The following is a 22,667-nucleotide window of genomic DNA, read 5'->3' as shown; positions in this document are numbered from 1 at the left end:
CGAACTCAAACAAGCGCGTCGCTGCTGATGGGCGCGCCCAAACAAAGCGTTTGCAAGCACACCCTACTTATTCACACCACGCTGCATCGACGCTTTACCGTACGGTAAAGGAAGTACAGGCGTGGTTTCACGTACCCAGCATAGAACGCCCCTCGCGCTGCGGCTGTTTGCCGTAGTGGTGGCTTTGGTGCTGGCCGCTGTGGGGCTTTCCACCTTTATCGGTTTCGCTGGCGCTGCCAACACCCAGGGCGCCGGTTTCTTCGGCATCGACGAAACCAGTGGCTCCTTCGAGATGCAAGAGGCTTCCTCTAACGCCACCATGGCGGTGGCTTCCGAGTCCTCCCCCGAGGTTATCGTGCGCGACATGTCTGCCGGTTACGAGGAAATTGCCCAGGAGGAAGAGGCCGCCCGTATTGCCGCCGAGGAAGCGGCCGCGGCTGCCGAGGCCGAGGCCATCCAGCGGGCCAACGATGCCCGCAGCAAATACCTGAACCAATTTGGCAGCCTGCCCGCCGGCGATGTGGATTTCTCCATCGGCCGCGATGCCTTTATTGAGGAGTGGGGCAGCCGCATTGACGATTACCTGTCCGGCACCGCCTTGGCCGGTTATGGCGAAACGTTCGCCGCCGCTGCGTGGGAGTACGGCGTGGACCCCCGCTGGTCCCCCGCCATTTCCAACACCGAAAGCGGCAACGGCAAGGTGTGCTTCCTTCCCCATAACGCGTGGGGCTGGGGCAGCAGCTCGTGGGGCAACTGGACCGACGCCATCTACTCGCACGTGCGCGGCCTGGCCAATGGCTACGGCTTTACCATCAGCTACAGCTTTGCCGGCAAGTATTGCCCGCCCTTCACGGATCACTGGTACAACAACACGCTTTCCCAGATGAAGCTTATTTAGGTGTGTCGTTCGGACGAACGACACACTCACTCGTCCGCTGAAACTTCCCCATGCACCCCATCTTGGCCTTCAGGGCTTTCCTTCGCGCACCCAAGTGCGCTCAGCCGCCCTTCAAGCCAATCTGGAGTACCTGGGAAACTTTCAGCTACCTTGGTGGACCTGACATGACAGGGGGACGGGGGTAATGTCAGATTTTCGGGGCGCTTGCTCTCTTTGTGACAGGGGAAGGGAATGGCGTTAGGGCTGGTGCGCGTTTTTCGTGGGGCAGGGGACAAAGATGGCGTTGGATGCTTGGGGCGTTTGTGCTTGGTCTCGTAGGGCAGACATTCTATGTCTGCCTGGGTTGCGACCGCAAAAGGGCCGTCCGTTTAGGCAGAGATAGAATCTCTGCCCTACGAATTCGACCGGGAACGTGACAGGGGACGGGGATAATGTCATAGCCGGACCCGCGATGCATCTTGGCTGGGCCGACCCGGCGGGTCGGAGCGAGGTCCGGCCAAGCGGAGTAGAGGGGAAATCCACTCGACCGCAGGTCGAGTTAGTTCCCCTCGTACGGAGCGTCGAGCGCAGGCCTGCCAGGTCGGCCCACCCTCCAGAAAGCTGCCCCCGCCCTTCCCCCTGCTCCGGAAACGAAAAAGGCAGAGATAGAATCTCTGCCCTACGGGTGATGTGACGAAAGTGAACGTCCCCTTGACACGTTGCGCGGCTAGAACTCCAGGTTCTCCAGGCGGTCGAACACTACGTCTTTGCGGGTGAGGAAATCCCAGGGATCGAAAATCTCATCCAGCTTCTCGGCGGTGAGCAGGGCCATGGCCTCTTCGTCCGCCTCCAGCCGCTGGCGATAAGTGGAGCCGTCCACAGCGTTCTGGATGTCTTCCCACACCTTCATGGCGTTGCGCTGCACAATCACGTAGGCGTCTTCACGGGAAATGCCCGCGTCCACCAGCGCCAGCAGCACCTTGCTGCTGAAGATGAGCCCCTTGGTGCGCCACAGGTTGTGCTCCATCTTCGCCGGGTAAGTTTGCAGGCCGTCCAGCATCCACTGCATTTTGCCGAACATGTAGTCCAGCGCGATGAAACTGTCCGCCAGTGCCACGCGCTCGGCGCCGGAGTGGGAGATGTCGCGTTCGTACCACAGGGCCACGTCATCGAAGGCCACCTGGGCGTTGCTCTTCACCACGCGCGCCAGGCCGCACACCCGCTCGGCGGTGATGGGGTTGCGCTTGTGGGGCATGGCCGAGCTGCCCTTTTGCCCCTTGGTGAAGGGCTCTTCCGCTTCAATGACGTCGGATTGCTGCAGCAGGCGCACCTGCATAGCGATGGATTCCAGAGTGGATGCCGTAACCGCCAGCGCCGCCATCACCTGGGCGTGACGGTCGCGGGCCAGCACTTGGGTGGACAGCGGGTCGGGGGTAAGGCCCATCTTCTCGCACACGTACTGTTCCACAAACGGGTCGATGGAAGAGTAGGTGCCCACCGCGCCGGAGATGGCGCCGGTAGCGGCCACAGCGCGCGCCTGCTCCATGCGGTCGAGGGCGCGCTTCAGGGCCCAGGCCCAGCTGCCGAACTTCATGCCGAAGGTCATGGGCTCGGCGTGGATGCCGTGGGTGCGCCCCACGCACAGGGTGTTCTGGAACTCGAAGGCGCGGCGCTTGCAGGTTTCTCCCAGCTGCTTGATGTCGGCGATGATGATGTCGCAGGCTTGGGTGATTTGGTAGGAAAGGGCGGTGTCGCCCAGGTCGGAAGAGGTCATACCGTAATGCACCCAGCGGCTGGGCTTTTCGGCACCCTCAGGGATGTCGGCGTCGATGTACTCGGCCATGCAGGTGGTGAAGGCAATCACATCGTGGTTGGTCACCTTCTCAATCTCGTCGATGCGCTCCACGGTGAAACTGGCGTGGTCGCGAATCCACTGCGCCTCTTCGGCGGTGATGCCCGCCTGGCCCAGCTGCGCTTGCGCCTCGCAGGCAAGCACTTCGATTTCCTTCCAGATGGCGAACTTGTTTTCCAGCTCCCAGATGCGCCCCATCTCGGGACGGGTGTAGCGACCGATCATCTTCCGCGGTTCCTTTCCGAACGAAAAACCTTCACGGCAGAGGTTACCACGCGCGCCGCCCCCGCGCCCCCACGCATCGGTGTTGCGCGATGCGCCGCCGGGTTCAGCTGGTTAGGCGCTCCACACGCGGACGAGACAGGTGCGCTCGTTTTCGCCTTCTATGTCGGTGTGGTCGATGTTGGAGAACGTGACCACTTTCTGGTTGATGCCGGTGGAGGCTAGGAAATCGCCGTAGGTATCGCTGCCGGGTTTGGTTTCCAGCGCGTAGTAGCGCTTGTTGGGCAAATCTACCGCCAGTACCGCAGCGGTGCTTTTCACCATGGTCCAGCCACCGCACCAGGCGGGAGCGCTGACGGGGGCGCGGGCGAAGCGGAACCACGGCGCGCTGCTGTAACGCTGGGCATTCACCTCGGCGGAAGAAGCGGGCACGATAGTGGCGGCGCGCTGGGTTTCCCCCTCCACGCGCGCGGCCCCCACCTGCGCCGTGCCTTCCGGCGCCTCCATGGGGTAGTAGGTGCCCAGGTTGGAGATGCCGTCCCCAAACGAGTAGATGCCGTCGAAGGCGAACGAGAACCCGTTGGGGCCGTAGGAGGTTTCCAGCGGCGACATGGAGGACGGCAAAATGAGGGTGTCCAGCACCTCGCCGCTGTTGGCATCGAGGCAGGTGAGCTGGTATCGCACGCCGCTCGTGTCGGCGCGCGGGGTGGTGACCACATAGGAGCCGCCGCCGTACGGGGCGGTGGCCGGCCGGCCTTTGGCTTCGTACACCACCTCGGCGTCATCGGTGCCGAACATGACGCGGCACAGCTGGGAAGGCTGTGTGCGAGCAGCGCCGTTTTTGCGCGGCACCCGCTGCCACCAGCCGCAGCTGCCGGCGGCGGCCAGCGCGGGCATTTCCCAGGCCTCGTCGCCCTCCTGGGCAAGGGCCGGCTCGCCCAAAGCGCCGTCGATCAGCGTGGCGGTGTAGATGCGCCAGGTATCGCGCAAGATGTTGGCCTCGGCCCACACAATGCCCTGGTCGCAGCCGCGCACGTCGTAAATTTCGAAACCGTCGTCTTGCCCCACCGCATGGGCCACCACGGTGTTGTCGGTGCCGTTGCCCAGCCCCAAAAGGCTGATGGAATTCAGCGGCCGAGCCTCTTCGCCAGGCACCAGCGCCACACCGTAGGTGTCGCCGTTGGCGTATACCTGGCTGCCATAAGGCAGGTTGATGGTGGTGGCCAGCCCCAGCGGGCAGTCCCCCTCCATCTGGTCAAGCCCGTCGGAGGTGAACACGGCGCTTTCCGGCACTTCCAGCACCGGCACGCCGGAAGGGGCTTCGGGCAGCAGCTCGCTTACCGCGTAGGCGCCCGACCCCAGCAGCGCCAGCCCGGCCACCGCGGTGGCGCCCATCACCATTTGGCGACGGGTGATGGTAGCCTGGCCGCCGCCCGGCAAGTTGAGGGAAAGGCCGTCGCCGTCGCGGCGATGCACGGCGTTGGCGGACGAGCTGCCCCGTACCCCGGCAGGCCGACGGCAGGCCGACTTCACGGCGGCAGGGGAAAGCGACGCCCGGGACACATGGGAAGCGCGGGAAGGTGCGACGCGCGGCTTTTTCGCGCCGCTGCTATGACTATGGGTGCCCAGGGGCGCGGAGGGCTGGCGGGATGCGCCCGGCCCGGAGGCCGACGATGCCCTGCTGCCGCTGGGGGTTCTTCTGATTGGCATGGGTGTATTGTGTCATTTACCGCACGCCTTGGCAGTGGTTTGGGGGCAATTGCTAAAATAATCCCCAATTACCTCACAGGTTATATAACCTAGGCCTGCTGGAGGCATATTTTCTGCCTCGGCAAACGTGTACATCCAAAAGAGGGAGCCATTATGAGCAACGAGACCCGTCGTATCCTCCTTGTGGAAGATGAAAAGAACATCCGCGACGCGGTGACCGCCTACCTGGAGCGCGAGAACTACTGGGTTACGGCGGTGGGCGATGGCCAGGATGCCCTCGACGAATTCCAAAAGCACCACTTCGACCTGATCATTCTGGACCTCATGCTGCCCCATGTTTCCGGCGAGCGCGTGTGCCGCGTAATCCGCGACACTTCCGATGTGCCCATCATCATGCTTACCGCGAAGGGGGAAGTGGAAGACCGCATCATCGGCCTGGAGCTGGGCGCCGACGACTACCTGGTGAAGCCCTTCAGTCCCCGCGAGCTGGTGGCGCGCGCCCGCGCCTTGCTGCGCCGCGTGCACGCCGACTCCGAGCCCCAGCGCGAGGTGCTGGAATTCGGCGAGCTGACCATCGACGTTTCCGGCCACAAGGTGCTGGTGAACGGCGAAGAGATCGACCTTACCGCCAGCGAATTCAAGCTGCTCACCACCCTTTCCCGCTACCCCGGCCGCGTGTACTCGCGCATGGAGCTGGTGGAGAAGGTGCTGGGCTACGATTTCGAGGGCTACGAGCGCACCATCGATTCCCACGTGAAGAACCTGCGCGCCAAAATTGGCGACAACCCGCGCAACCCCAAGTGGCTGCACACGGTGCACGGCGTGGGCTACCGCTTCGAGGACCCCACGAAAAACGGCAACTAGCCGCGCCGCCCCTCGCTTAAGGCCGTCATGAAAGAACAAAAGCGTTTCCGCTGGTCGGGGTTTTCCTACACCACCCGGCTCACGGTAATGTTCGCCCTCATAGCCGCCATGACCGCGCTGGTGGCTATGGGGGTGGTTTCGTTTGTGTGGGAAGAGCACTTCAAAACCTACACCACTGAAAACATGAATACGCTGGCGGAAACCACTGCCCGCCGTATTGGCCAAAGCTACGCGAAAACGGAAAGCCTGGACGATCCCGCCACCATTTCGCCGGCGGTGCAGGCCTCCGAGATGACCAGCGGCGTTGCCGTGCGCGTGGTGGACGCCCAGAACCAGACGGTGTACGACTCGTCCGCCGTGGTGGAGGAGGTGCTGGGGGGGCGGCGCTGGTACCAGTCGCTGGAGCCGCTGGACCCCTCGCGGGTGGCCACGGCCCCCATCATCAGCGAGGGTAAAACGGTGGGGTCGGTGCGCATTTGGGTGTACGGCTCGGAAACGCTGATGCGCCAGCCCGACCAGGTGTTTCGCCAAAACTCCTACCAGGCCATGCTAATCGCCGCGCTGGTGGCCATCCTGCTGGCCTCCTGCATCGGCTTTTTGTTCGCGCGCGGGCTGGTGCGCCCCATCAATCGCATGTCGAAAACAGCCACCGCCATCACCGAAGGCGACCTTTCCGCCCGCACGGGGCTGCGGGGCGAGGACGAGATTTCTCGCCTGGGCGAGACGTTCGACGAAATGGCGGAAGCGGTGGAGAAAGACCGCGAGCTGGAACGACGCCTGACCACCGACGTGGCCCACGAGCTGCGCACGCCGCTGATGGCCATCCAGGCCACCGTGGAAGCGATGATCGACGGCGTGTACGAGCCGGACGAAGAGCGGCTGAACACGGTGAATTCCGAGGTGCAGCGGCTGGGGCGGCTGGTGGACGCGCTGCTGAAACTGTCGCGGCTGGAAAACCGCTCCACCCCCATGAAGGAAGAAAAGGTGAATGTGGGGCAGCTGATCGCCGGTATCGTGGCCACCCACGAGATGTTCGTGGCCGACTCCGGCCTCACCCTGAACTACCACGCTGACGACGATGTGTTCGTGCTGGGCGACCCCGACATGATTCGCCAGGCCACCGCCAACCTCATCTCCAACGCGGTGCGCTACACCAAAGAGGGCGGCCGCATCGACGTGACCGTGGGCAAAGGGGACCTCATGGCCTCCATCGCCGTGAAGGACACCGGCATCGGGCTTTCGCCGGAAGAGGCGAAGATGGTGTTCAGCCGGTTCTGGCGCGCCGACGCCGGCCGCAACCGCGACGTGGGCGGCCTGGGCGTGGGGCTTGCCGTGGTGAAGGAAATTGTGGATCGCCACGGCGGCTGGGTGAAGGTGGAAGGCGAAAAGGGCAAAGGCGCTTGCTTCACCATCTATCTGCCGTTGTACGCCGAGGAAAAGCCCGGCTGGCCCGCCGTGGGCCTGGGGCGCAACGGCCAAAAGCCCCAAAAACCCCAGAAGCCGCCCAAGAAGCCCCGTCGCTAAACCGCCGCTGCGCGCTGCGATGGCGAGGGGGCGGCGCCTTGTGGCCTCTAGCGGGAAATCGGGGCTGACGGGGGCGTTCTGTGCCATAATAGCCGCTATGCGATTGCGCCGCCGCAGGCGGCTCTTCAGAGAGGAAAGCCATGGCTGGAATTGACATCACCCCCGACGCGCAGGGCAAAGTGCGCGACATTTACGACCTGGGCGACAAGCTGCTGCTGGTGGCTACCGACCGCATTTCCGCCTTCGACTACATTTTGGAAGACGAAATTCCCCACAAGGGCAAGGTGCTCACCCAGTTGTCGCTGTTTTGGCTGGACCTGCTGTCCGACGTGATTGACAACCACCTGATTAGCGCCGACGTGGCCGACCTGCCCGAGCAGTTCAAGCCCTACGCCGACTACCTGGATGGCCGCTTCATGCTGGTGAAGAAGGCGGACATGTTCCCGGTGGAGTGCATCGTGCGCGGCTACCTGGCCGGCAGCGGCCTGAAGGAGTACCAGCGGGAAGGCACCGTGTGCGGCATTCAGCTGCCGGAGGGCCTGGTGAATTCGTCGAAGCTGCCCGAGCCCATCTTCACCCCTTCCACCAAAGCCGAGATTGGCGACCACGACGAGAACATCTCGTTTGAACGCTGCGCCGAAATCATCGGCGACGAGGGCGCCGCCGCCCTGCGCGACCTGGCGCTGAAGGTGTACACCACCGCCCGCGACCACGCGGCCGAGTGCGGCGTGATCATCGCCGACACCAAGTTCGAGTTCGGCGTGATTGACGGCAACATCATCCTGGCCGACGAGGTACTCACCCCCGACAGCTCCCGTTTCTGGCCGGGCGACGAGTACGCCGAGGGGAAGGACCAGCCCAGCTTCGACAAGCAGTACGTGCGCGACTGGCTGAACGCCAACTGGGACCGCACCGGCGCCCCGCCGCGGCTGCCGCAGGAGGTCATCGACAACACTTCCGCCAAATATCTGCAGGCCTACGAGCTGATCACCGGCAAACCGCTGGCGTAGAGAAGGAACGCACCCATGAGCCAACGCAACCCCATGAACGAGCGCTACACCGCCGAGGACCGCACTGGCAAAACGCGCAAGAGCGCCGCCAGCGCCAAGCCCAAGGCGAAGGCCGCCGCCAGTGTGCGCATCGAGTCGGCGAAGAAAACGCCGCAGCAGAAGAAGGCCGAGGAGAAGGCCCGCCGCAAGGAAGAGGCGGCCAAGCAGCGCGAGCTAGACGCCAAATACTACAAGCCCGACACCGAGCGCTACAAAAAGCTGCGCCGCAGTTGGTGGCTGTGCCTCATCGGCGCGGCGGTGTGCACCATCGTGTCGTTCGTGTTCCAAAGCTACATGCCGGTTTGGCTGGCCTTCGGCATTCTGATTGGCGCCTACGCCCTCATCATCCTGGCCTTCTACATCGACTTCTCCAAGATTAAGAAGGAGCGCGCCGCTTACCAGGCGCGCATGGTGGCGCTGGAGGAGAAGCAGAAGAAAAAGGCGAAGGCGGAAGCCGGCAAGGCGGCCGCGCAAGGCAAGAAGGCCGAGGCCCCCAAGGGGCAGGAGGCGGCTGAGGAAGCTGCCGAAGCCGAGAAACCAGCGAAGAAGACCCTGTTCAGCGGCTTGCGCAAGGCCAAGCCCGCCGACGAAGCCGCAAAAGAAGAGGGCGCCGAATCGTAGGGCCCCGGCGCATGACGTTATCCCCGTCCCCTGTCATGACCTAAAAGGCTCCCCTATCGGTGAGATAGGGGAGCCTTTTTTCAAGAAGGATTGCGGGCGGAACGCAATCGCTCGACAGCCTTCGAGGGCAGGGCTTGGTGAAGTCGCTCAGGGGTCTTGGCCTCGTGCCGCATTTGCGAGTTTCCGTGGGCGCTTCCGTCGTGCTCTCGTCCGCCGCTGTTAGTCGGGCGGCTGCTTGCTGGCCACCCTGTGCGGCACCTTCTGGTGGGAAGGCGCTTTTACTATAGCGGCCCTGGCTTTCGTCAAACGCCGCAACAGCCAGCAGAAACCCATTCGCGAATCCCCCGTAAGCCCCCCGTCACGCCCGATACGTGGGGTATCGCCTCCTCGCCCTCGCTCCTGGCGCGGGACTTTCCCGTTCCCTTTGTCACGTTTTAGCGCTTCTGAACGTTATATGAGATGAACGTTCACGCAGCTGCAAGAAGTTAAACTGACAGAAAAGGAGGTGAGTCCTTGTCTGATTACAATCCGCTGAACGCCATAGAGCGCCTGTTTGCCCTGTACGAGCAGCAGATGTATCGCATTGCCTTCGCGGTGCTGAAAGACGAAGGGCAAGCCGAAGATGCGGTAATGACCGCGTTCGAGCGGGTGGTGCGGCGCCAAGGGGTGCCCTGCGACCCCGACTCCGCCCACGCCAAAAACCTTATGACCACCATGGCGCGCCAATGCGCCATCGACATTTACCGGAAAAACGCCTGGGAGCGCGAGCGCTTTGTGCAGGTTGCTGGCGATGCGGTTGGGTTGGCCGCCGGGGTTGGCATTAGCGCGGATGGCCCGGAAGAACAGGCGTTCGCGGCGTGCGCCGCCGCTTCCCAGGAAGGTGCTGCCTCAGGGATGAGCGCCCCCGAAGAGGGCGTTGATGCCAGTGCGGATGAGATGTTGGCCGCCCTTCCCGCCCCGTATCGCGAAGTGCTGAGAGACCGCTTTGTGGAAGAACGCTCCACGCGGGAGACCGCCGAGCATTTGGGGATCAGCGAGGCCAATGTGCGCAAACGCCAACAGCGAGGGCTTGATTTGCTCCGTCGAAAGAGGAATGGAGGGGAGTTCAATGAACCCCTGTACTGCCGATAACAATGATTGCAGAAACGAAGGCGGCGAGCTGCATCAGTTCTCCGCCAAATACGAAATGCGCAAACGGGCGCTGATTGCCGAGGTGGCCCGCGGCGAACAGGCGGCTCCTGTCGCTCGACCTGCTGTGGTGACGGCGCACAGCCAGGATCGAGGCCACTGGCGCCGCCGCTCCGCCAGCCCCCATGCCGCGCGCAACCTGTCGTGGAAGATTGCCGCTGCGGTGGTGGCGCTGTGCGTGGCCCTGCCGGTGGGTGCCTATGCGGCGGCCAACCACGAGGAGTTGTTCGGGCAGCTGTTCGGCACCGATGCGCGCACCAGCACTCCGATGCAGACTTACGAGTACGAGAAAGGCGACGGCGTTTCCCACACCGCTACGATTCCCGCCCATGAATATGTGGATACTGATCCTCAGGTTGCCGAAGCTCTGCTGGGCAACTATCTGATGGATTCGCCGCAGGTGGTGCAGGCGGGGCCGCGCACGCTGACCATCAACTCGGTGGTGCGTTCGGAAAACGCCATGATCGTAGCCTATACCCTGCAGGATGACCCAGAGCATCCCACGCTGGTATGGGATGAGAGGAGCAACGTAACGAAGGGGGCGCAATTCGCCGAAGGCGCCTGCATGCGCTGGCGATATATGACCGCGGCCGAAGCGCCGGAGTGGTTGAAGAACGCGGCGGCTGGCAGTGGCGAAGAGCCAGGCGAGATGCCGGCGGAGTCGGCTTCATCCGATGCTGAGGCCTCTGATGTGTTTGCCCCCATTTACGGCAGCATCTACGTGGATCCGCAGCGCAGCACGGCCGACATGCTGTACTGCTACGAGTACCTGCTGTTCCCCGATGGCGTCCCCGAAAACACTGAGTTGAAGTTGGAAGTTGGTTGGAACGATGGCGCAATGAGGGAAATGGTGGACGCGGCGGAAACGGAAACCGTTGACCTGACGGCCATCCCGGTGGTTCCGAGTACAACCCTGAAGGCGCAAAACGGCACCGAAGCAAGCCTATCGCCTCTGGGCCTGACCTTCGACATCGCCGATGTGTTTGGCGTTGATGAAGAGTACGCAGAGCTGGGACTGGTGAGTTCCATCGAGGTGAGGTATACGGACGGGTCCAGCTATGTGGTGCTCGATGGCGGCCAGAACCTAGAAAACATCATGTACATGCTGGGGAGCGGCACTAAGTGCGGCATGGCGTTTAATCGTTTGGTTGATCCTGGGACGGTAGCTTCAGTGGAAGTGACCTTGCATGATGGCAAAACCGCAGTGCTGCAGTAGCAGATAGTTTAACGAGGTAAAACGTGGAAGGCTCCGGGCACCAAACCCGGAGCCTTGGAGTGACGGGGGGGTGCTGACAGGGGGACGGGGGTAATGTCATGCCGGTGCGCCAACGCACCGGCATGACATTACCCCCGTCCCCCTGTCAGCACCCTGTAACCCGGAAAAGGGCGGGCGTTGACGTCTTTTGTTGGGGAAGAGGGCGCCCGCCCTGGAGGGAGGATGCAAACACCAATGGGTAATGGGGGAGTCGGGGGCTTGCATCCTGCCTTCAGGGCGCTCCCGCCGGGAGGAGGGGTTCGGCGGGAGCGAGGGGTTGGTTGAGGCCGGGAGGTGGGGGCTGCCGCGGCTGGAGGAGGGGAAGTGAGCCGCGGCGGAGCCCTGAAGGCGGAACGACCGCCTTCTCCTGGCGCTATTCCTCGGCGCTCGCGGCCATCTCTTCCAGCATCGCCTGGTCTTCGGCCAGGAAGCCTTCGGTGATGCGGCTGAGGCCCCGGTAGAAATCGGTTTTCGCGAACTTCAGCATTTCGGTGGTGAACAGCGGCGCCCACGCCATCAGGTGCTCGTCCAGGAAGGTGGCCTGGCTGCGCACCAGCGCCAGGGCGTCGTCGCTGTTGCTGGTGCGCAGCGCCTCAGCGCACCGGAGCGCCAGCAGCTGCATGAATTCCAGCTCCAGGGCAATGTGGTCTTCGGCGTCTTTGAAAGACGGGTCCTTCTCCAGGCCGTTGGCGCGGAACAGGGCCAGGATTTCAGTGCGGGCGTCTTGCATTAGCAGGCGCCGCTCGGAGGTGTACACCGACTCGTAGGGGTAGGCGGCGGAGTGGCCGTCGATGCCGTGGCCCAGGAAGGTGCGCAGGTAGTCGGCCGCCAGCTCGGTGAGGGTGTTTTCCCAGGTCTTCGACAGGTAGCCCACCATCAGGCGATAGCCGCTGTCCACCTGGCTGTTGCCGGTGTTCAGGGGGAAGTGCACGGTTTTCAGCTCGTCCAGCAGCGGTGCGTCCACTTCGCGGCGGTACAGGCGCGCCAGCAGGCCGTAGGTGGCGGCGCGGCTTTCCATGGCGCGGGCGATTTCTTCGTAGTCTGCGATGGCCTCGGGGGCAGTGTTGGTGGTCATGTTCGCTCCTTTCTACCAGACGGCGCCCATGGTGGACTCGGCGGCGATGGCGCGGATGCGCGCCTGCTCGGCCGCTTCGCTGGGGCTGTAGGAATCGTCCACATCGGCCATCTCTTCCAGCAGCTGGCGGCCCAGCGGGGTAGTGTGCCAGCGGTTGCCCTGCCAGGCCACCGCTTCGTGCCGCTCCAGATTCTTCAGGAAATGCTGGCTGAAGTAGCGGGGCTCTTGGATAAGGGGATCCTCGTCGATGGCGCCGGAAAGCTGGGCCATGGATACGCCTTCATCGGCGGCAGCCAGGCGCAGGATGCGTTTGAAAATGGGCAGGTAGACGGCCTCTTTCGCGAACAGCTGCTGGATGCGCTGCTGGGGGTTGTTGGCCTCAACCATCGCAAGGCCGGCTTCCGCTGCCACCCACAGCATAGTGGGCGCCTCGCCGGGGGCCAGGTACTCCACGCCGTTCTCATCAGTTTTCACCACCGGCTCCACCTCTACCTGGGCATAGGGGGTGCCGTCCTCGGCGATGCAGTCGATGGCGCCGGCCGCCTCTAGCATCGATAGCAGGTTGGCGCCCGAGTAGGTGGACTTGAAGTTGGCGTGCAGCTGCTCGAACTGCTGCAGCATCTCCTCGGTGGTGCGCGGCTGCTGGCAGGCGCGGATGAGCTGCAACAGCATCAGCCGGTACGGTTTCATTTGGGTGAACAGCTCGGCGGTGCGCTCTTCTGCCGGGCGCTGGCGATAGCCGTCGGATTGACGGCTGGGGGTGCCCTCCACCGCTTCGATGCGGCTGGGATCGGGCATTAAGAACTCGGTTACTGCTTCGTCGTCTTCCTCGATGCCATCGAAGATGCTGCTGTCGAAGTCGTCGGCCAGGGGGTCGTACTCTTCTTCGAAGCTGTCGAAGGCGGCGTTGTCACGTTCGGTCATGACGTCTCCTCTCTCTTTCCCAACGGCCTGCAGTTTAGGGAACAGGGGAGGCCGCCTTGTCATAGCGCCTCTATGATTTGCCAGTATGATTCCCAAGTATGATGTTCTGAGCAGGGGTTATGGGATGGGAGGACAGGGGACGGGGATAACGTCATGCTCGCTGCTTGTTGTTGTACATTATATGTTGTACAATGATGGGAAAGATGGGAGGCGTTATGGCTGACGTGATGGTGACTGGCCGCATGGACGAGGCGAAAAAGAATGCTGGATTGCAAGTTTTGGCACGTGAAGGGCTCAACGCGTCCCAGGCGGTGAACCTGCTGTTTGAGCGTTTGGCGGAAACGGGCAATGCGGATTTTCTCACGGGGAAGCGCGCGACCGATGAGGAGCGCTGGCGCAGCGCGGCCCGGTACGTGGATGGCATTTCCCGGAAGCGGGTCAGCCGTTTCGACACCATGACGAAAGCGGAAATCAAGCGAGAGCGCCTGGCGGCTCGGGGGCTGATGGGCCGTGACTAAGCCGCGCCTGCTTTTGGATACGAACATCGTCATCGATTTCCTCAATCAGAGAGAACCCTTCTATGAGGATGCCCGGCTTCTTATGATTCTGGGGCGATTGGGCGAGTTCGAGTTGTGGGTTTCATCGTCGCAGGTGACCGACCTTGTATACATCCTTTCAGACGGCGGTCGCGCACAACTGATTCCCGAGGTGCTGGAGCAGCTGCGTGATTTGCGCGGGTTCGTGAATGTGTACACGGCGGGCGAGCGGGAGGTGGATGCCATGCTGGCGAAGGCGTGGCGCGCCCCGGAGGACAGCCTGCTGTACGAGGTGGCCATTGCGCTGCGGGCAACCGCGCTGCTGTCGCGCAACCAGCGGGATTTCCCAGAGGGGCTTATTCCGGTGCTGGATTGCGGTGAGTTCTTCGCCTGGTGGAAAGAGCGAGAAGGCGTCGTCTACGGCGAAGTGGATTTTTAGGCGCCGGCCTGGCCGGATGCGGCGGTGTATGACGTTATCCCCGTCCCCTGTCATGCTTCGGTTTGTTCTTGCTCTACCAGGTCCATCAGCTCTTTCTGGGAATGGACGTTCAGCTTGGCGTAGATGTGGCGCATGTGGGTGCGGGCGGTGCCTTCGGAGATGAACAGCTTTTCCTGGATGAAGGCGGCGTTGCGCCCCTTCGCCAGCAGGAAAAGCACTTCCGCTTCGCGACGCGACAGCAGGTAGCGGTCGGCCACGATCTCGCACTGGCGGCGGAAGCGCCCTTGTTGTCGCCGCCCCTCCTCGTCCGGGACGGAGGCGCGATCTTGGACAATTGCGACAGCTGGAGATGATTTTGTCGGAGCCTCATCGGAAACGCAAAGCTCCTCTGCAGCAACGCTTGTGGTGGTTTCTTGTGAAACAGGGGACGCAGCCATCGCCGCTGGTTTGTTGTCTTTGGCGGATGCAGAGTCGTCCGGGGAAGTTTCAACTGTTGCTGGAGAACATTCAGGACCGTTGTAGTCGGCAGGCGCATTGCTGGTGGTGGTAGCGAAGAGGAAGTCCTCGTCAAATGTTAAAGCAGGACAAGGGGTTCCTCGCTTTAAGAGCTTCAGCATTTCCTTGTTGGTGGGTAATAAGGCGAACCCTATGCAGAGCCAGGTAAGAACTGCTACTAAATTTTGCGAAGCCATTTCGGCAGTAATTATAGAAATGTCTGCAGGGGAACTGAACAGGGCGTGCACCAAAATGCCTAAGGCCAGAGCGCCGCGCCCCAAACCGAAGGTCTGGAATGCACTGATGCGGTAGCGCTGGGAGATGTCGGCGTAAAACATCCAACAGCAGCCCTCTATGAGCAGGTAGCCTGTAAGTTGTAACCCGCTGTTAAAAAGGCTTGCGTATTGATTATCGAATAGGGCGACTGCAAGGCAGGTGGCTGAAACTGGCAATAAGGTACGGAACATATAGTTTACCGTGGAATGCTGGAGTATGGCAGCCCCCAGAACAAGAAGCCCTGCCATCAGACAGGCTGCCATGAGCACGACCGCGTTGGTCACCTCCGAGGTGGGGAGCCAGATTGTACCGATTAGCACATAGTGACGAATGCCGCCGACAGCCAAGCCGAAGAGGAAGCTTGGAGCAATGATGTGTAGGGCGAAAGAGGCTTTTTGTACGGAGATAGTGTAGGAGGCAAAGGAGAGCCGATCAACCAGCTGACGGCTGCAGCTTTGTAGACAGAAAAACTCGGCAAGAGGAATGAGCACGGCGACGATTGCTGAGAAGGCGGGGCTTATGGAGCCAATAACAGAAATTGCCAAATAGGCAAGGGAGGCCACAGGAAGAGAGAACGCCACACCGAGAGAAATGGTGGGAGTCTCGAGGACGCTAAAGGAGACCCCATAGCTCATCAGAAGCACGGCTGAACCGACGCCGGTAAGGAAGCCCGATGCAATAATGCAACTCCAGCCCAAGAGAGAGGCAGTTGTGCAGCCGAATAGAAGAAACCCTCCTAGAACGGTGGCTAATGCCGCGATGAGTCGATTGCGGTTGCGGTGATCGGGAGTGTCAAAGATGCGACACATCTGGGGAAAAAAGACGACATAGACAAAAAATGTGGTTAGGAAAAAACCAAGTGAGGCAATCTGACTTATCGATGATGTTTCAGCGGTGGCGGTGGCAAAAAAGAGCCGGTTGGCAGAAAACTGCATCGAAAACATCCAAGTAAAGCGGATGCCAAAGCCTATGACGAGTGCAGGGGAAATCTCGCCAAAGGCAAAACCGTCGTCTTTATCGACCGCAATGGTTATTTTTGGCAACCGCACGTCTCGTCCCCCTTTGCTGCAATCGCGAGCAATCCCCTTCTCTATCTTAAATCATACCTTTTAGCGCTTTCCCAAAAACTTCTCGTTAGCTGGGCTTGCTGGCAAAAATCAGCGAGTTGGTATTACGAACATAAGTTCGATGTTTGGATAAAATCAGCGTATCCCTGTGAGGTCATTGGTTTCCGGGGTCCTACTATGAGCCGGTCGGTCCGACGGTTTATGCGCCGGGCTACCCCGAAGACGAGAGAGAGGAAAGGTGGGGTTTATGACTCAGCTCACGATGTCGCGTCGCAGCTTCATGAAGACGATGGCGATAACCGGAGCCGCCGCCGCGCTGGCAACCACCGCCGCCGCGCCTAAGCAGGCGTTGGCTGTGGAGGAGAATGCGAGCACGGGCGAGGTGAAGCGTGTGCGCAGCTGCTGCCGCGCATGTGGCAAGGTGGAGTGCGGTGTGTGGGTGACCGTGCAAGACAACAAGGTGTTGAAGGTGGAGGGCGACGAATCGGCACCCCAGTCGCGTGGTCATTGCTGCGCGAAAAGCCAGTCGTCCATGCAGGCGCTGTACCATCCCGATCGCGTGCGCTACCCTGTGAAGCGCACCAATCCCAAGGGCAGCGACGATCCCGGTTGGGTGCGTGTCTCCCTCGATGAGGCCTTTTTGTTGGCGGGCCAAAAGTTGGGTGAGATTAAGGACAAGTTTGGCGGCCAGTCCATTTTCGTAATGTGTGGCACCTCTCGCGTATGGTCAATGGGTCCCTATTTCAGCATGAAGCAACTGTTTGGTACTCCCAACGCCCATTTGGCCTACCAGGTGTGCAAGGGCCCACGTCACTTCGCTGGAATCATGACCGATGAGATGGGCTCTCCGTGGATGGAAGTGGAAGCCGAGCCAAAGGTATATGTGCAGTGGGGCACGGCGCCGGAATACTCCAATTACGATTGTACCAACCGCACGATTTCTGATGTGGCCCCCCATGCGGAAAGCCATATCATCGTGGACCCGCGTGTTACACCGTTGGGGAAGGAAGCCGATGTGTGGTTGCCGCTGCGCCCTGGCAGCGATGGCGCCATTGTGCTGGGTTGGACTAACTGGGTAATCGAAAACGAGGCCTACGATGACACCATGGTGCGCCGCTGGTCCAACGCCCCGTTTTTGTTTATCGAAGACAAACCGTGGCTTACCGAAGGCTGGTTGCCGGAGGCTAATGGCGGGATTGATATGAAGACCAAGCTGCTGACTGAGGCTGACCTGGTGGAAGGCGGCAAGTACCAGCGCTTCATGGTGTGGGACGAGAACAACAACCGTCTTACCTATTGGGATGCCGAAGAAGGCAAGTGGGAAGGGGAAGAGCACCGTGTTCCCACTGATGGTCGCTTCATCAAGCATCCGCTCACCGGACTGGTGGCCGACGTATGGTTGCCCACCCCGTCGTCTTTTGCCGACCCTGCAACTGAGCCAGATCGTTTTCCTGAGGGCGCTGATGCCTGCAATCCTCTGGGATTGCCGAAGTCCCCGGCGCTATTCCCGGGAGAGGTGGAAGTGACGCTAAAGGACGGAAAGTCCTATAAGGCTCGCACCGTATGGGACGCCTTCCATGATTTGACCAGCCAGTATGACTTCGCTACCGTGGAGCAGATTACCGGCGTGCCGGCCGATAAGCTGGAAGAAGGCGTGCGCATCTGGACCACCCGCATCGATCCCGACTACGGCAACGGCGGCCTGCACTTCCAGCTGGCCTGCGACCAAAACGGTAACTCCATTCAGAACAACCGTGGCCTGCAGATTCTCTCCTGCATTACCGGCAACTCTGACGAACCGGCTGGGAACAGGGGCTCTACGAAGACCCAGTTTAACGGCAGCCCTGGATTCTTCGGCATGCAGGCGTCCGCTTCCTTTGGGCCGGCGGCAAAAGTGTGGCCCGGTCGCGATTACAGTCTGGAGGATATGGCGAAGTACGTACAGGATTTTGTGCAGTATCTGCTGGACAATAATTCACCCTTGGCGGAGCGCTATGGTAACAAGGTGCCCAGCCATGACGAGGCCGTCATTATTGCAAAGCGTATGGGCGGTGCTATGCTGAGCTCACAGAGCTGGCCCATTCCCAAGACTCCGTTTGAGCGTGGGGCGGCTCAGGTAGATGCTGAGCGCTTCCCCTTGAACCGCTATTGGGCGCGTTGGGCCGACTCCAACACCATTTGGGACGCTTGCTTGCAGAACGCCGATGTGGCCTACAGCGTGCATGAAACCCCTTACGAGATTCATGGCGGCGTGTGCCAATCTGGCGACATCATGAACATGGGGAACATTACTCGCTCGTGGGACGCCACCAAGGAGCTGGATTTTTTTGCTGACATCAACCTGTGGTTCTGCCCCAACAACGGCAACGCCGACGTCATCTTCCCCTGTGATCACTGGCTGGAGATTGACACCACCCGCGTGTCCCAGGGTGCCGGCGGCATGTTCGGCTGCGGCTGCAAGGCGGTGGAGCCCACCGGCGAAACCATCTACGACCCCGACTGGAATGTGGGTATGTACAAGGCGCTCGGTGTGCCGTGGAACACTAAAGATCCCGATGCTGCACCGGCTCAGAACTTGAATTTCGCGCCGCAGTGTGCTTCGGTTATCGCCGAATGGACGGAGAAGTTGGGTGACGACTACGATGCTTCCGGAGCCCCCAGCTACTTATGGCCCGACCATGACCGGGTGCTGAAGGACAATGTGGACGCCTGGAAGACCGCCGAGTTCCCCGACGGCCCCACCTGGGCGCAGGCGAAGGAGCACTTCCAGAAGAACGGCTGGATGGACTGCCGCGAGTGGCATCCTGAGCGCTGGGGCACTTATCGCCGTCATGAAATGGGATGGCGGCGTCAACAGGCTGGCTTCAATTTGTTCCCCCTGGTTGACTTGCATCCTGGCTTTATGACGCCTTGCGGATTGGTGGAAATCTGGTCCCTAATCTGCGAAGCCTATGTGGGAGACGAAGCCAAGTTCCCCGCCTATGTGGAGCCCCCCACCTCACCAATCTCCACCCCCGAGTTGTTCGACGCATCGCTGGCCGACCAAATTGATACCACCGACTTTATGCTGCCGGAGTATGTTGACGACCTGAAGGCCATGCCGGAGAACTCGTTCCTCATGACTACGGGCTCGCGTCAGCCGGTGTACTTCCACAGCGAGCATCGCCAGCTGCCCTGGTGCCGCGAGCTGTGGCCCAGCCCCCGCGTGGAGATGAACCCCAACGACGCCGAGCGCCTGGGGCTGAAGCAGGGCGATTGGGTGTGGATTGAGAGCCCCTGGGGCAAGGTGCGCGAGGTGCTGGATGTGTATTACGGCATCAAGCAGGGCGTGGTGAACGCCAACCATGCCTGGTGGTTCCCTGAATTTGACACCGCGAGCCATGGCTTTGAGACCGTATCTATCAATTGTGTGATGAATCCCTACGGCCAGTGCTCTGTTGCCGGTTGCGCCAACATGCGCTCCACCCCGGTGCTGGTGTACAAGGCCACGGCGGAGAATTCGCCGTTCGGCAACCCGGTGCCCTGTGACCCCAATGGCAACGAGTGCATCCATGATGCTTCCGACCCGCGCCTGAAGGAATGGGTGCAGGCCGGCAAGGGCAACCGCGCGCGCTTCGAGGGCGAGCCGGATTGGACAGGAGATGTGATCTAAATGACCCAATTTGCAATTGTCACCGACCTCAACCGCTGCGTTGGGTGCCTGGCTTGCTCTACCGCGTGCAAGGCCGTGAACGGCGTAAACGTGGGCGACTTCTGGATTAAAACGCTGCGCATCGGCCCCACCCCCATCGAGGGCGGCAGCGGCGACTGGCCCGATGTGGAGATGTACTTCCTGCCCATCCAGTGCCAGCACTGCGCCGAGCCGGAGTGCGTGAAGGTGTGTCCCACCGAGGCTTCTCGCAAGCTGGAGGACGGCACCGTGCAGGTGGACAAGGAGAAGTGCATCGGCTGCCAGTTCTGCGCCATGGCCTGCCCCTACGGGGTCCGCTACCTGAACGAGGAGGAGCGCGTGGTGGAGAAGTGCACCCTCTGCGAGCAGCGCACTTCCCAGGGGGAGCTGCCCCAGTGCGTTTCCCAGTGCGGCTCGCGCGCCCGCTTCTTCGGCGATTTGGAGAAGGGCATCGCCACCTTCGAGGCGCCGGCCCCCACGCAGGACCTGTCCACCGACTACGACACCATGACCGGCATCCGCACCACGCTGGCGGATTGGGTGGAGCCTTGGAGCGACTCCGACGTGTACACCCTCACCGACGTGGGCAACGGCCCGCAGATCCAGTACATTCTGCGCAATCGCAAGTGGCAAGGCTAGCGGACGGTTCTAGCGCTTACGGCTGCAAGGGAGCTTGTCCCACGTGAGGCAAGCAGCCAAGGGATACTAGACAAGGGCGCTCCTTCGGGGGTGCCCTTTCGCATCTAGAAGCCTATTTCGGAGTAAGCGAGGCCGCGGGTTTCTTCCATCCAGGAGAAAACTCATCGCAATCCATTACCGGAATGAGGCCCTCGGGAAAATCGGACTGGTTCCGGGAGATTACGGCGTCTGCATTTAGCGCAAGGGCAATTTCGTGCAGGGGAAAATCCTCCGGGTCTTTCCAGGTATTTCCAAGCATTGCGTCTATTTCCCGTTCGCTTGTGGCTAAAACGTTCACGAATGTGCGAAGGCTTTGCAGCTGCTGCAGCACTTCTGGAAGCTCTTGTCTTCTTCCCCCGTTGGAAAGCATGTACACAAGACCGGTCACCTGCGAAGAGGAGATCCACAGATCAAATTCCCCGAACTTTCCGAGGGCCATCAGTGGATGGGCGCTTTCGAAAAAACGGTTCCCTCATATTGAGAAAATCGATCACGATGTTGGTATCTAGCAGCAGCTGCGGCTTATTCATGGTCGGTCAATCCGTGTGTTGCCAGGCGACTCAATTTCGCTTCCGTCTTGGACATGGAGTCGAATTGGCTGGCGCGCTTTCGGGGGATGGAGTCCACGAAACGCAGTGCTTCTTCCCATCGGTCTTCTGCGGAACTTGTCTGACCAGTTAGGAAATCGGCGTTGCCGGTTTCTGCCAAACGATCGAACAGAAGGTTGATTGCCTGAGACGCATTAAGCCCCGCGGCTTTCAAAACGCGTATACCAGCAGCTTTTTCCCTTCGGGCATGCGCCCAGTAACCATTACGTCTGCCATGATGGCTCCTTCCGTTAACAGGAGCGTACAACATGATATGTACAACATACAAGTCGCGGAGGAACTGTTTCGATTCCGGATAAATAGCTTTCCGAACTAATCACCTTGCAGCTAAATCCATCTAGGCCGTGGCGCTCTGTCCAAGCCATCGGCTTTCCGGCATTGATCCTCTTCACCTATAGGCCGTGATAATCTTGTAGTCATACTCAGGATAATCTGGTAGTCAAATGTTGGATAATCTTGTATTCATACTCAGGATAATCTGGTATTCTCGACCTAACGCACAATTTCAATGCATACAGCCTGCATCTTGAAAGGCCAGATGAAACCATGATAAAGCGCTCTATCGCCGATACGCTAAGACATAACTTGGCGCATTTTCCCCTTGTGTCTTTGACGGGACCCCGCCAAAGCGGGAAGACTACCCTGTTGCGAAATGAGTTCCCTGAGTTCTCCTATGTATCCCTGGAAGATCCTGATGTACGTGCGATGGCTCAGGATGACCCGCGATCCTTCCTCTCTCTTCATGGGAAGCATACTATTTTCGATGAGGCCCAGCGAGTTCCAGAGCTCTTTGCGTATCTCCAAGGCGAAGTAGATAAAACAGGAGAGCCTGGGCAATATCTTGTCTCGGGGTCGCAGAATTTCCTTCTTATGGAGGCAATTTCGCAATCGCTTGCGGGGCGAGTTGCCGTGCGGTACCTTCCCCCTCTGTCTTATAGCGAGATGAAAAAGGCTGATCGGCTTCCGGCAACCGTAGGGGAATGGGTCGTGCGGGGCGGCTATCCCCGGCTATATGATGTGCCGATAAGTCCCGATGAGTATTTCCCCAGTTACATCCAGACGTATCTCGACCGCGATGTGCGCCGCGAGCTTGGTGTTGTCAAAATTGCAGAGTTCAACCGCTTCGTCTCTTTGTGCGCATTGCGCATAGGGAATTTAGTCAATGTTCAGGCTCTTGCAACAGAATGCGGGATCAACGTGCGTACCGCGAAAGAGTGGCTCTCATTGCTCGAGCAGAGCTTCATCGTCCATTTGTTGTATCCATATCATTGCAATTATGGTAAGCGTCTTGTCAAAACCCCAAAGCTCTACTTCACTGATACCGGACTTGCCTGCACGTTGCTGGGAATCGAAACCCCCGAAGATTATTTAACGAGCGACTTCAAGGGAGCACTATTCGAGAATGCCGTTTACACCGAGCTACTGAAAGAGGCATACGCTCAAGGACAGGTACCGAAATTTTACTTCTGGAGGGATTCCTCTGGCCGCGAAATTGACCTGCTCACAGAAAAGGGCGGATCGATTCAGCGGGCTATTGAAATAAAGGCTTCTGCCACCTACAACCCGAAATTCTTCGGCACGCTTGATGTGCTTGGTGAGAGCTTAGGCATACCTCCAGAAGCTCGCGAAGTTGTTTACTCGGGCGATGACAGCATGGAAACTCGACATGGACTAGTGCACGCTTTCGCGAATTTGCCTTAAAGGGCTATCGCGCTACAACGAACGGAGAAACCGATA

General features: G+C 60.4%; 17 protein-coding genes and 1 pseudogene. 12 read left to right on the top strand and 6 right to left on the bottom strand.

Going from position 1 to position 22,667, the window contains the following annotated elements:
* The first annotated feature begins 121 nt into the window (after positions 1 to 121).
* A complete protein-coding gene (locus DMP11_RS05090) occupies positions 122 to 898 on the top strand; it encodes a CMP-2-keto-3-deoxyoctulosonic acid synthetase (protein WP_183621490.1) in 777 nt (258 codons plus the stop codon).
* A 706-nt stretch (positions 899 to 1,604) separates the two neighbouring features.
* On the opposite strand, the gene purB is transcribed toward DMP11_RS05090, so the two are convergent.
* Positions 1,605 to 2,954 carry an adenylosuccinate lyase gene (purB, locus tag DMP11_RS05085; RefSeq protein WP_123185432.1) on the bottom strand — a complete coding sequence of 450 codons (1,350 nt, stop codon included), beginning with the start codon at positions 2,952 to 2,954 and terminating at the stop codon, positions 1,605 to 1,607.
* Between the two features lie 111 nt (positions 2,955 to 3,065).
* Positions 3,066 to 4,661 carry a Tat pathway signal protein gene (locus DMP11_RS05080; RefSeq protein WP_148041089.1) on the bottom strand — a complete coding sequence of 532 codons (1,596 nt, stop codon included), beginning with the start codon at positions 4,659 to 4,661 and terminating at the stop codon, positions 3,066 to 3,068.
* A gap of 153 nt (positions 4,662 to 4,814) precedes the next feature.
* On the opposite strand from DMP11_RS05080, the gene DMP11_RS05075 reads away from it, so the two are divergent.
* The 6 genes from DMP11_RS05075 to DMP11_RS05050 all read left to right on the top strand — a co-directional run bounded on the left by DMP11_RS05075 (position 4,815) and on the right by DMP11_RS05050 (position 11,123).
* Positions 4,815 to 5,525, top strand: coding sequence for a response regulator (locus tag DMP11_RS05075; RefSeq protein WP_123185430.1), 711 nt, complete (start codon positions 4,815 to 4,817; stop codon positions 5,523 to 5,525).
* A gap of 27 nt (positions 5,526 to 5,552) precedes the next feature.
* Positions 5,553 to 7,049 (top strand): sensor histidine kinase, encoded by a 1,497-nt coding sequence (locus DMP11_RS05070; RefSeq protein ID WP_123185429.1) that lies wholly within the window; start codon positions 5,553 to 5,555, stop codon positions 7,047 to 7,049.
* Between the two features lie 140 nt (positions 7,050 to 7,189).
* Complete coding sequence (locus tag DMP11_RS05065; RefSeq protein WP_123185428.1) at positions 7,190 to 8,059, top strand: phosphoribosylaminoimidazolesuccinocarboxamide synthase; 870 nt, start codon at positions 7,190 to 7,192, stop codon at positions 8,057 to 8,059.
* A gap of 15 nt (positions 8,060 to 8,074) precedes the next feature.
* On the top strand, positions 8,075 to 8,719 hold the full coding sequence (locus DMP11_RS05060) for a hypothetical protein (RefSeq protein ID WP_123185427.1): 645 nt from the start codon (positions 8,075 to 8,077) through the stop codon (positions 8,717 to 8,719).
* Positions 8,720 to 9,232: 513 nt separating this feature from the next.
* Positions 9,233 to 9,850 (top strand): RNA polymerase sigma factor, encoded by a 618-nt coding sequence (locus DMP11_RS05055; RefSeq protein ID WP_123185426.1) that lies wholly within the window; start codon positions 9,233 to 9,235, stop codon positions 9,848 to 9,850.
* Positions 9,828 to 11,123 (top strand): hypothetical protein, encoded by a 1,296-nt coding sequence (locus DMP11_RS05050; protein ID WP_123185425.1) that lies wholly within the window; start codon positions 9,828 to 9,830, stop codon positions 11,121 to 11,123. Before DMP11_RS05055 ends, DMP11_RS05050 begins: the two co-directional genes overlap by 23 nt.
* A 412-nt stretch (positions 11,124 to 11,535) precedes the next feature.
* Here DMP11_RS05050 and DMP11_RS05045 read toward each other — a convergent pair whose 3' ends face one another.
* Positions 11,536 to 12,237 carry a TorD/DmsD family molecular chaperone gene (locus DMP11_RS05045; protein WP_123185424.1) on the bottom strand — a complete coding sequence of 234 codons (702 nt, stop codon included), beginning with the start codon at positions 12,235 to 12,237 and terminating at the stop codon, positions 11,536 to 11,538.
* 12 nt (positions 12,238 to 12,249) lie between these two features.
* Positions 12,250 to 13,161 (bottom strand): hypothetical protein, encoded by a 912-nt coding sequence (locus DMP11_RS05040; protein WP_123185423.1) that lies wholly within the window; start codon positions 13,159 to 13,161, stop codon positions 12,250 to 12,252.
* 215 nt (positions 13,162 to 13,376) lie between these two features.
* On the opposite strand from DMP11_RS05040, the gene DMP11_RS05035 reads away from it, so the two are divergent.
* Together DMP11_RS05035 and DMP11_RS05030 are read left to right on the top strand one after the other, a co-directional pair.
* Positions 13,377 to 13,679 carry a type II toxin-antitoxin system RelB/DinJ family antitoxin gene (locus tag DMP11_RS05035; protein ID WP_123185422.1) on the top strand — a complete coding sequence of 101 codons (303 nt, stop codon included), beginning with the start codon at positions 13,377 to 13,379 and terminating at the stop codon, positions 13,677 to 13,679.
* Positions 13,672 to 14,136: a type II toxin-antitoxin system VapC family toxin gene (locus tag DMP11_RS05030; RefSeq protein ID WP_123185421.1), complete on the top strand. Its 465-nt coding sequence runs from the start codon at positions 13,672 to 13,674 to the stop codon at positions 14,134 to 14,136. Before DMP11_RS05035 ends, DMP11_RS05030 begins: the two co-directional genes overlap by 8 nt.
* 50 nt (positions 14,137 to 14,186) lie before the next feature.
* On the opposite strand, the gene DMP11_RS05025 is transcribed toward DMP11_RS05030, so the two are convergent.
* Positions 14,187 to 15,956: a response regulator transcription factor gene (locus DMP11_RS05025; protein ID WP_123185420.1), complete on the bottom strand. Its 1,770-nt coding sequence runs from the start codon at positions 15,954 to 15,956 to the stop codon at positions 14,187 to 14,189.
* Positions 15,957 to 16,221: 265 nt separating this feature from the next.
* Between DMP11_RS05025 and DMP11_RS05020 the strand changes: the two genes are divergently transcribed.
* Entirely contained in the window at positions 16,222 to 19,626 is a 3,405-nt protein-coding gene (locus DMP11_RS05020) for a molybdopterin dinucleotide binding domain-containing protein (protein ID WP_123185419.1), read from the top strand.
* Positions 19,627 to 20,283 carry a 4Fe-4S dicluster domain-containing protein gene (locus DMP11_RS05015; protein ID WP_123185418.1) on the top strand — a complete coding sequence of 219 codons (657 nt, stop codon included), beginning with the start codon at positions 19,627 to 19,629 and terminating at the stop codon, positions 20,281 to 20,283.
* Between the two features lie 112 nt (positions 20,284 to 20,395).
* Here DMP11_RS05015 and DMP11_RS05010 read toward each other — a convergent pair.
* A pseudogene (locus DMP11_RS05010) lies at positions 20,396 to 20,767 on the bottom strand (PIN domain-containing protein); the annotation flags it as partial.
* 709 nt (positions 20,768 to 21,476) lie between these two features.
* Here DMP11_RS05010 and DMP11_RS05005 point away from each other — a divergent pair.
* The gene (locus tag DMP11_RS05005) at positions 21,477 to 22,631 is read left to right on the top strand and encodes an ATP-binding protein (RefSeq protein WP_123185417.1); all 1,155 of its coding nucleotides are present in this window, start codon (positions 21,477 to 21,479) and stop codon (positions 22,629 to 22,631) included.
* Positions 22,632 to 22,667 lie beyond the last annotated feature (36 nt).

It is taken from the genome of Parvibacter caecicola, from assembly GCF_003725335.1.
Taxonomy (GTDB): domain Bacteria; phylum Actinomycetota; class Coriobacteriia; order Coriobacteriales; family Eggerthellaceae; genus Parvibacter; species Parvibacter caecicola.
The sequence above is the reverse complement of the archived record's forward strand: the minus strand, read 5'-3'. Positions and strand labels throughout refer to the sequence as shown.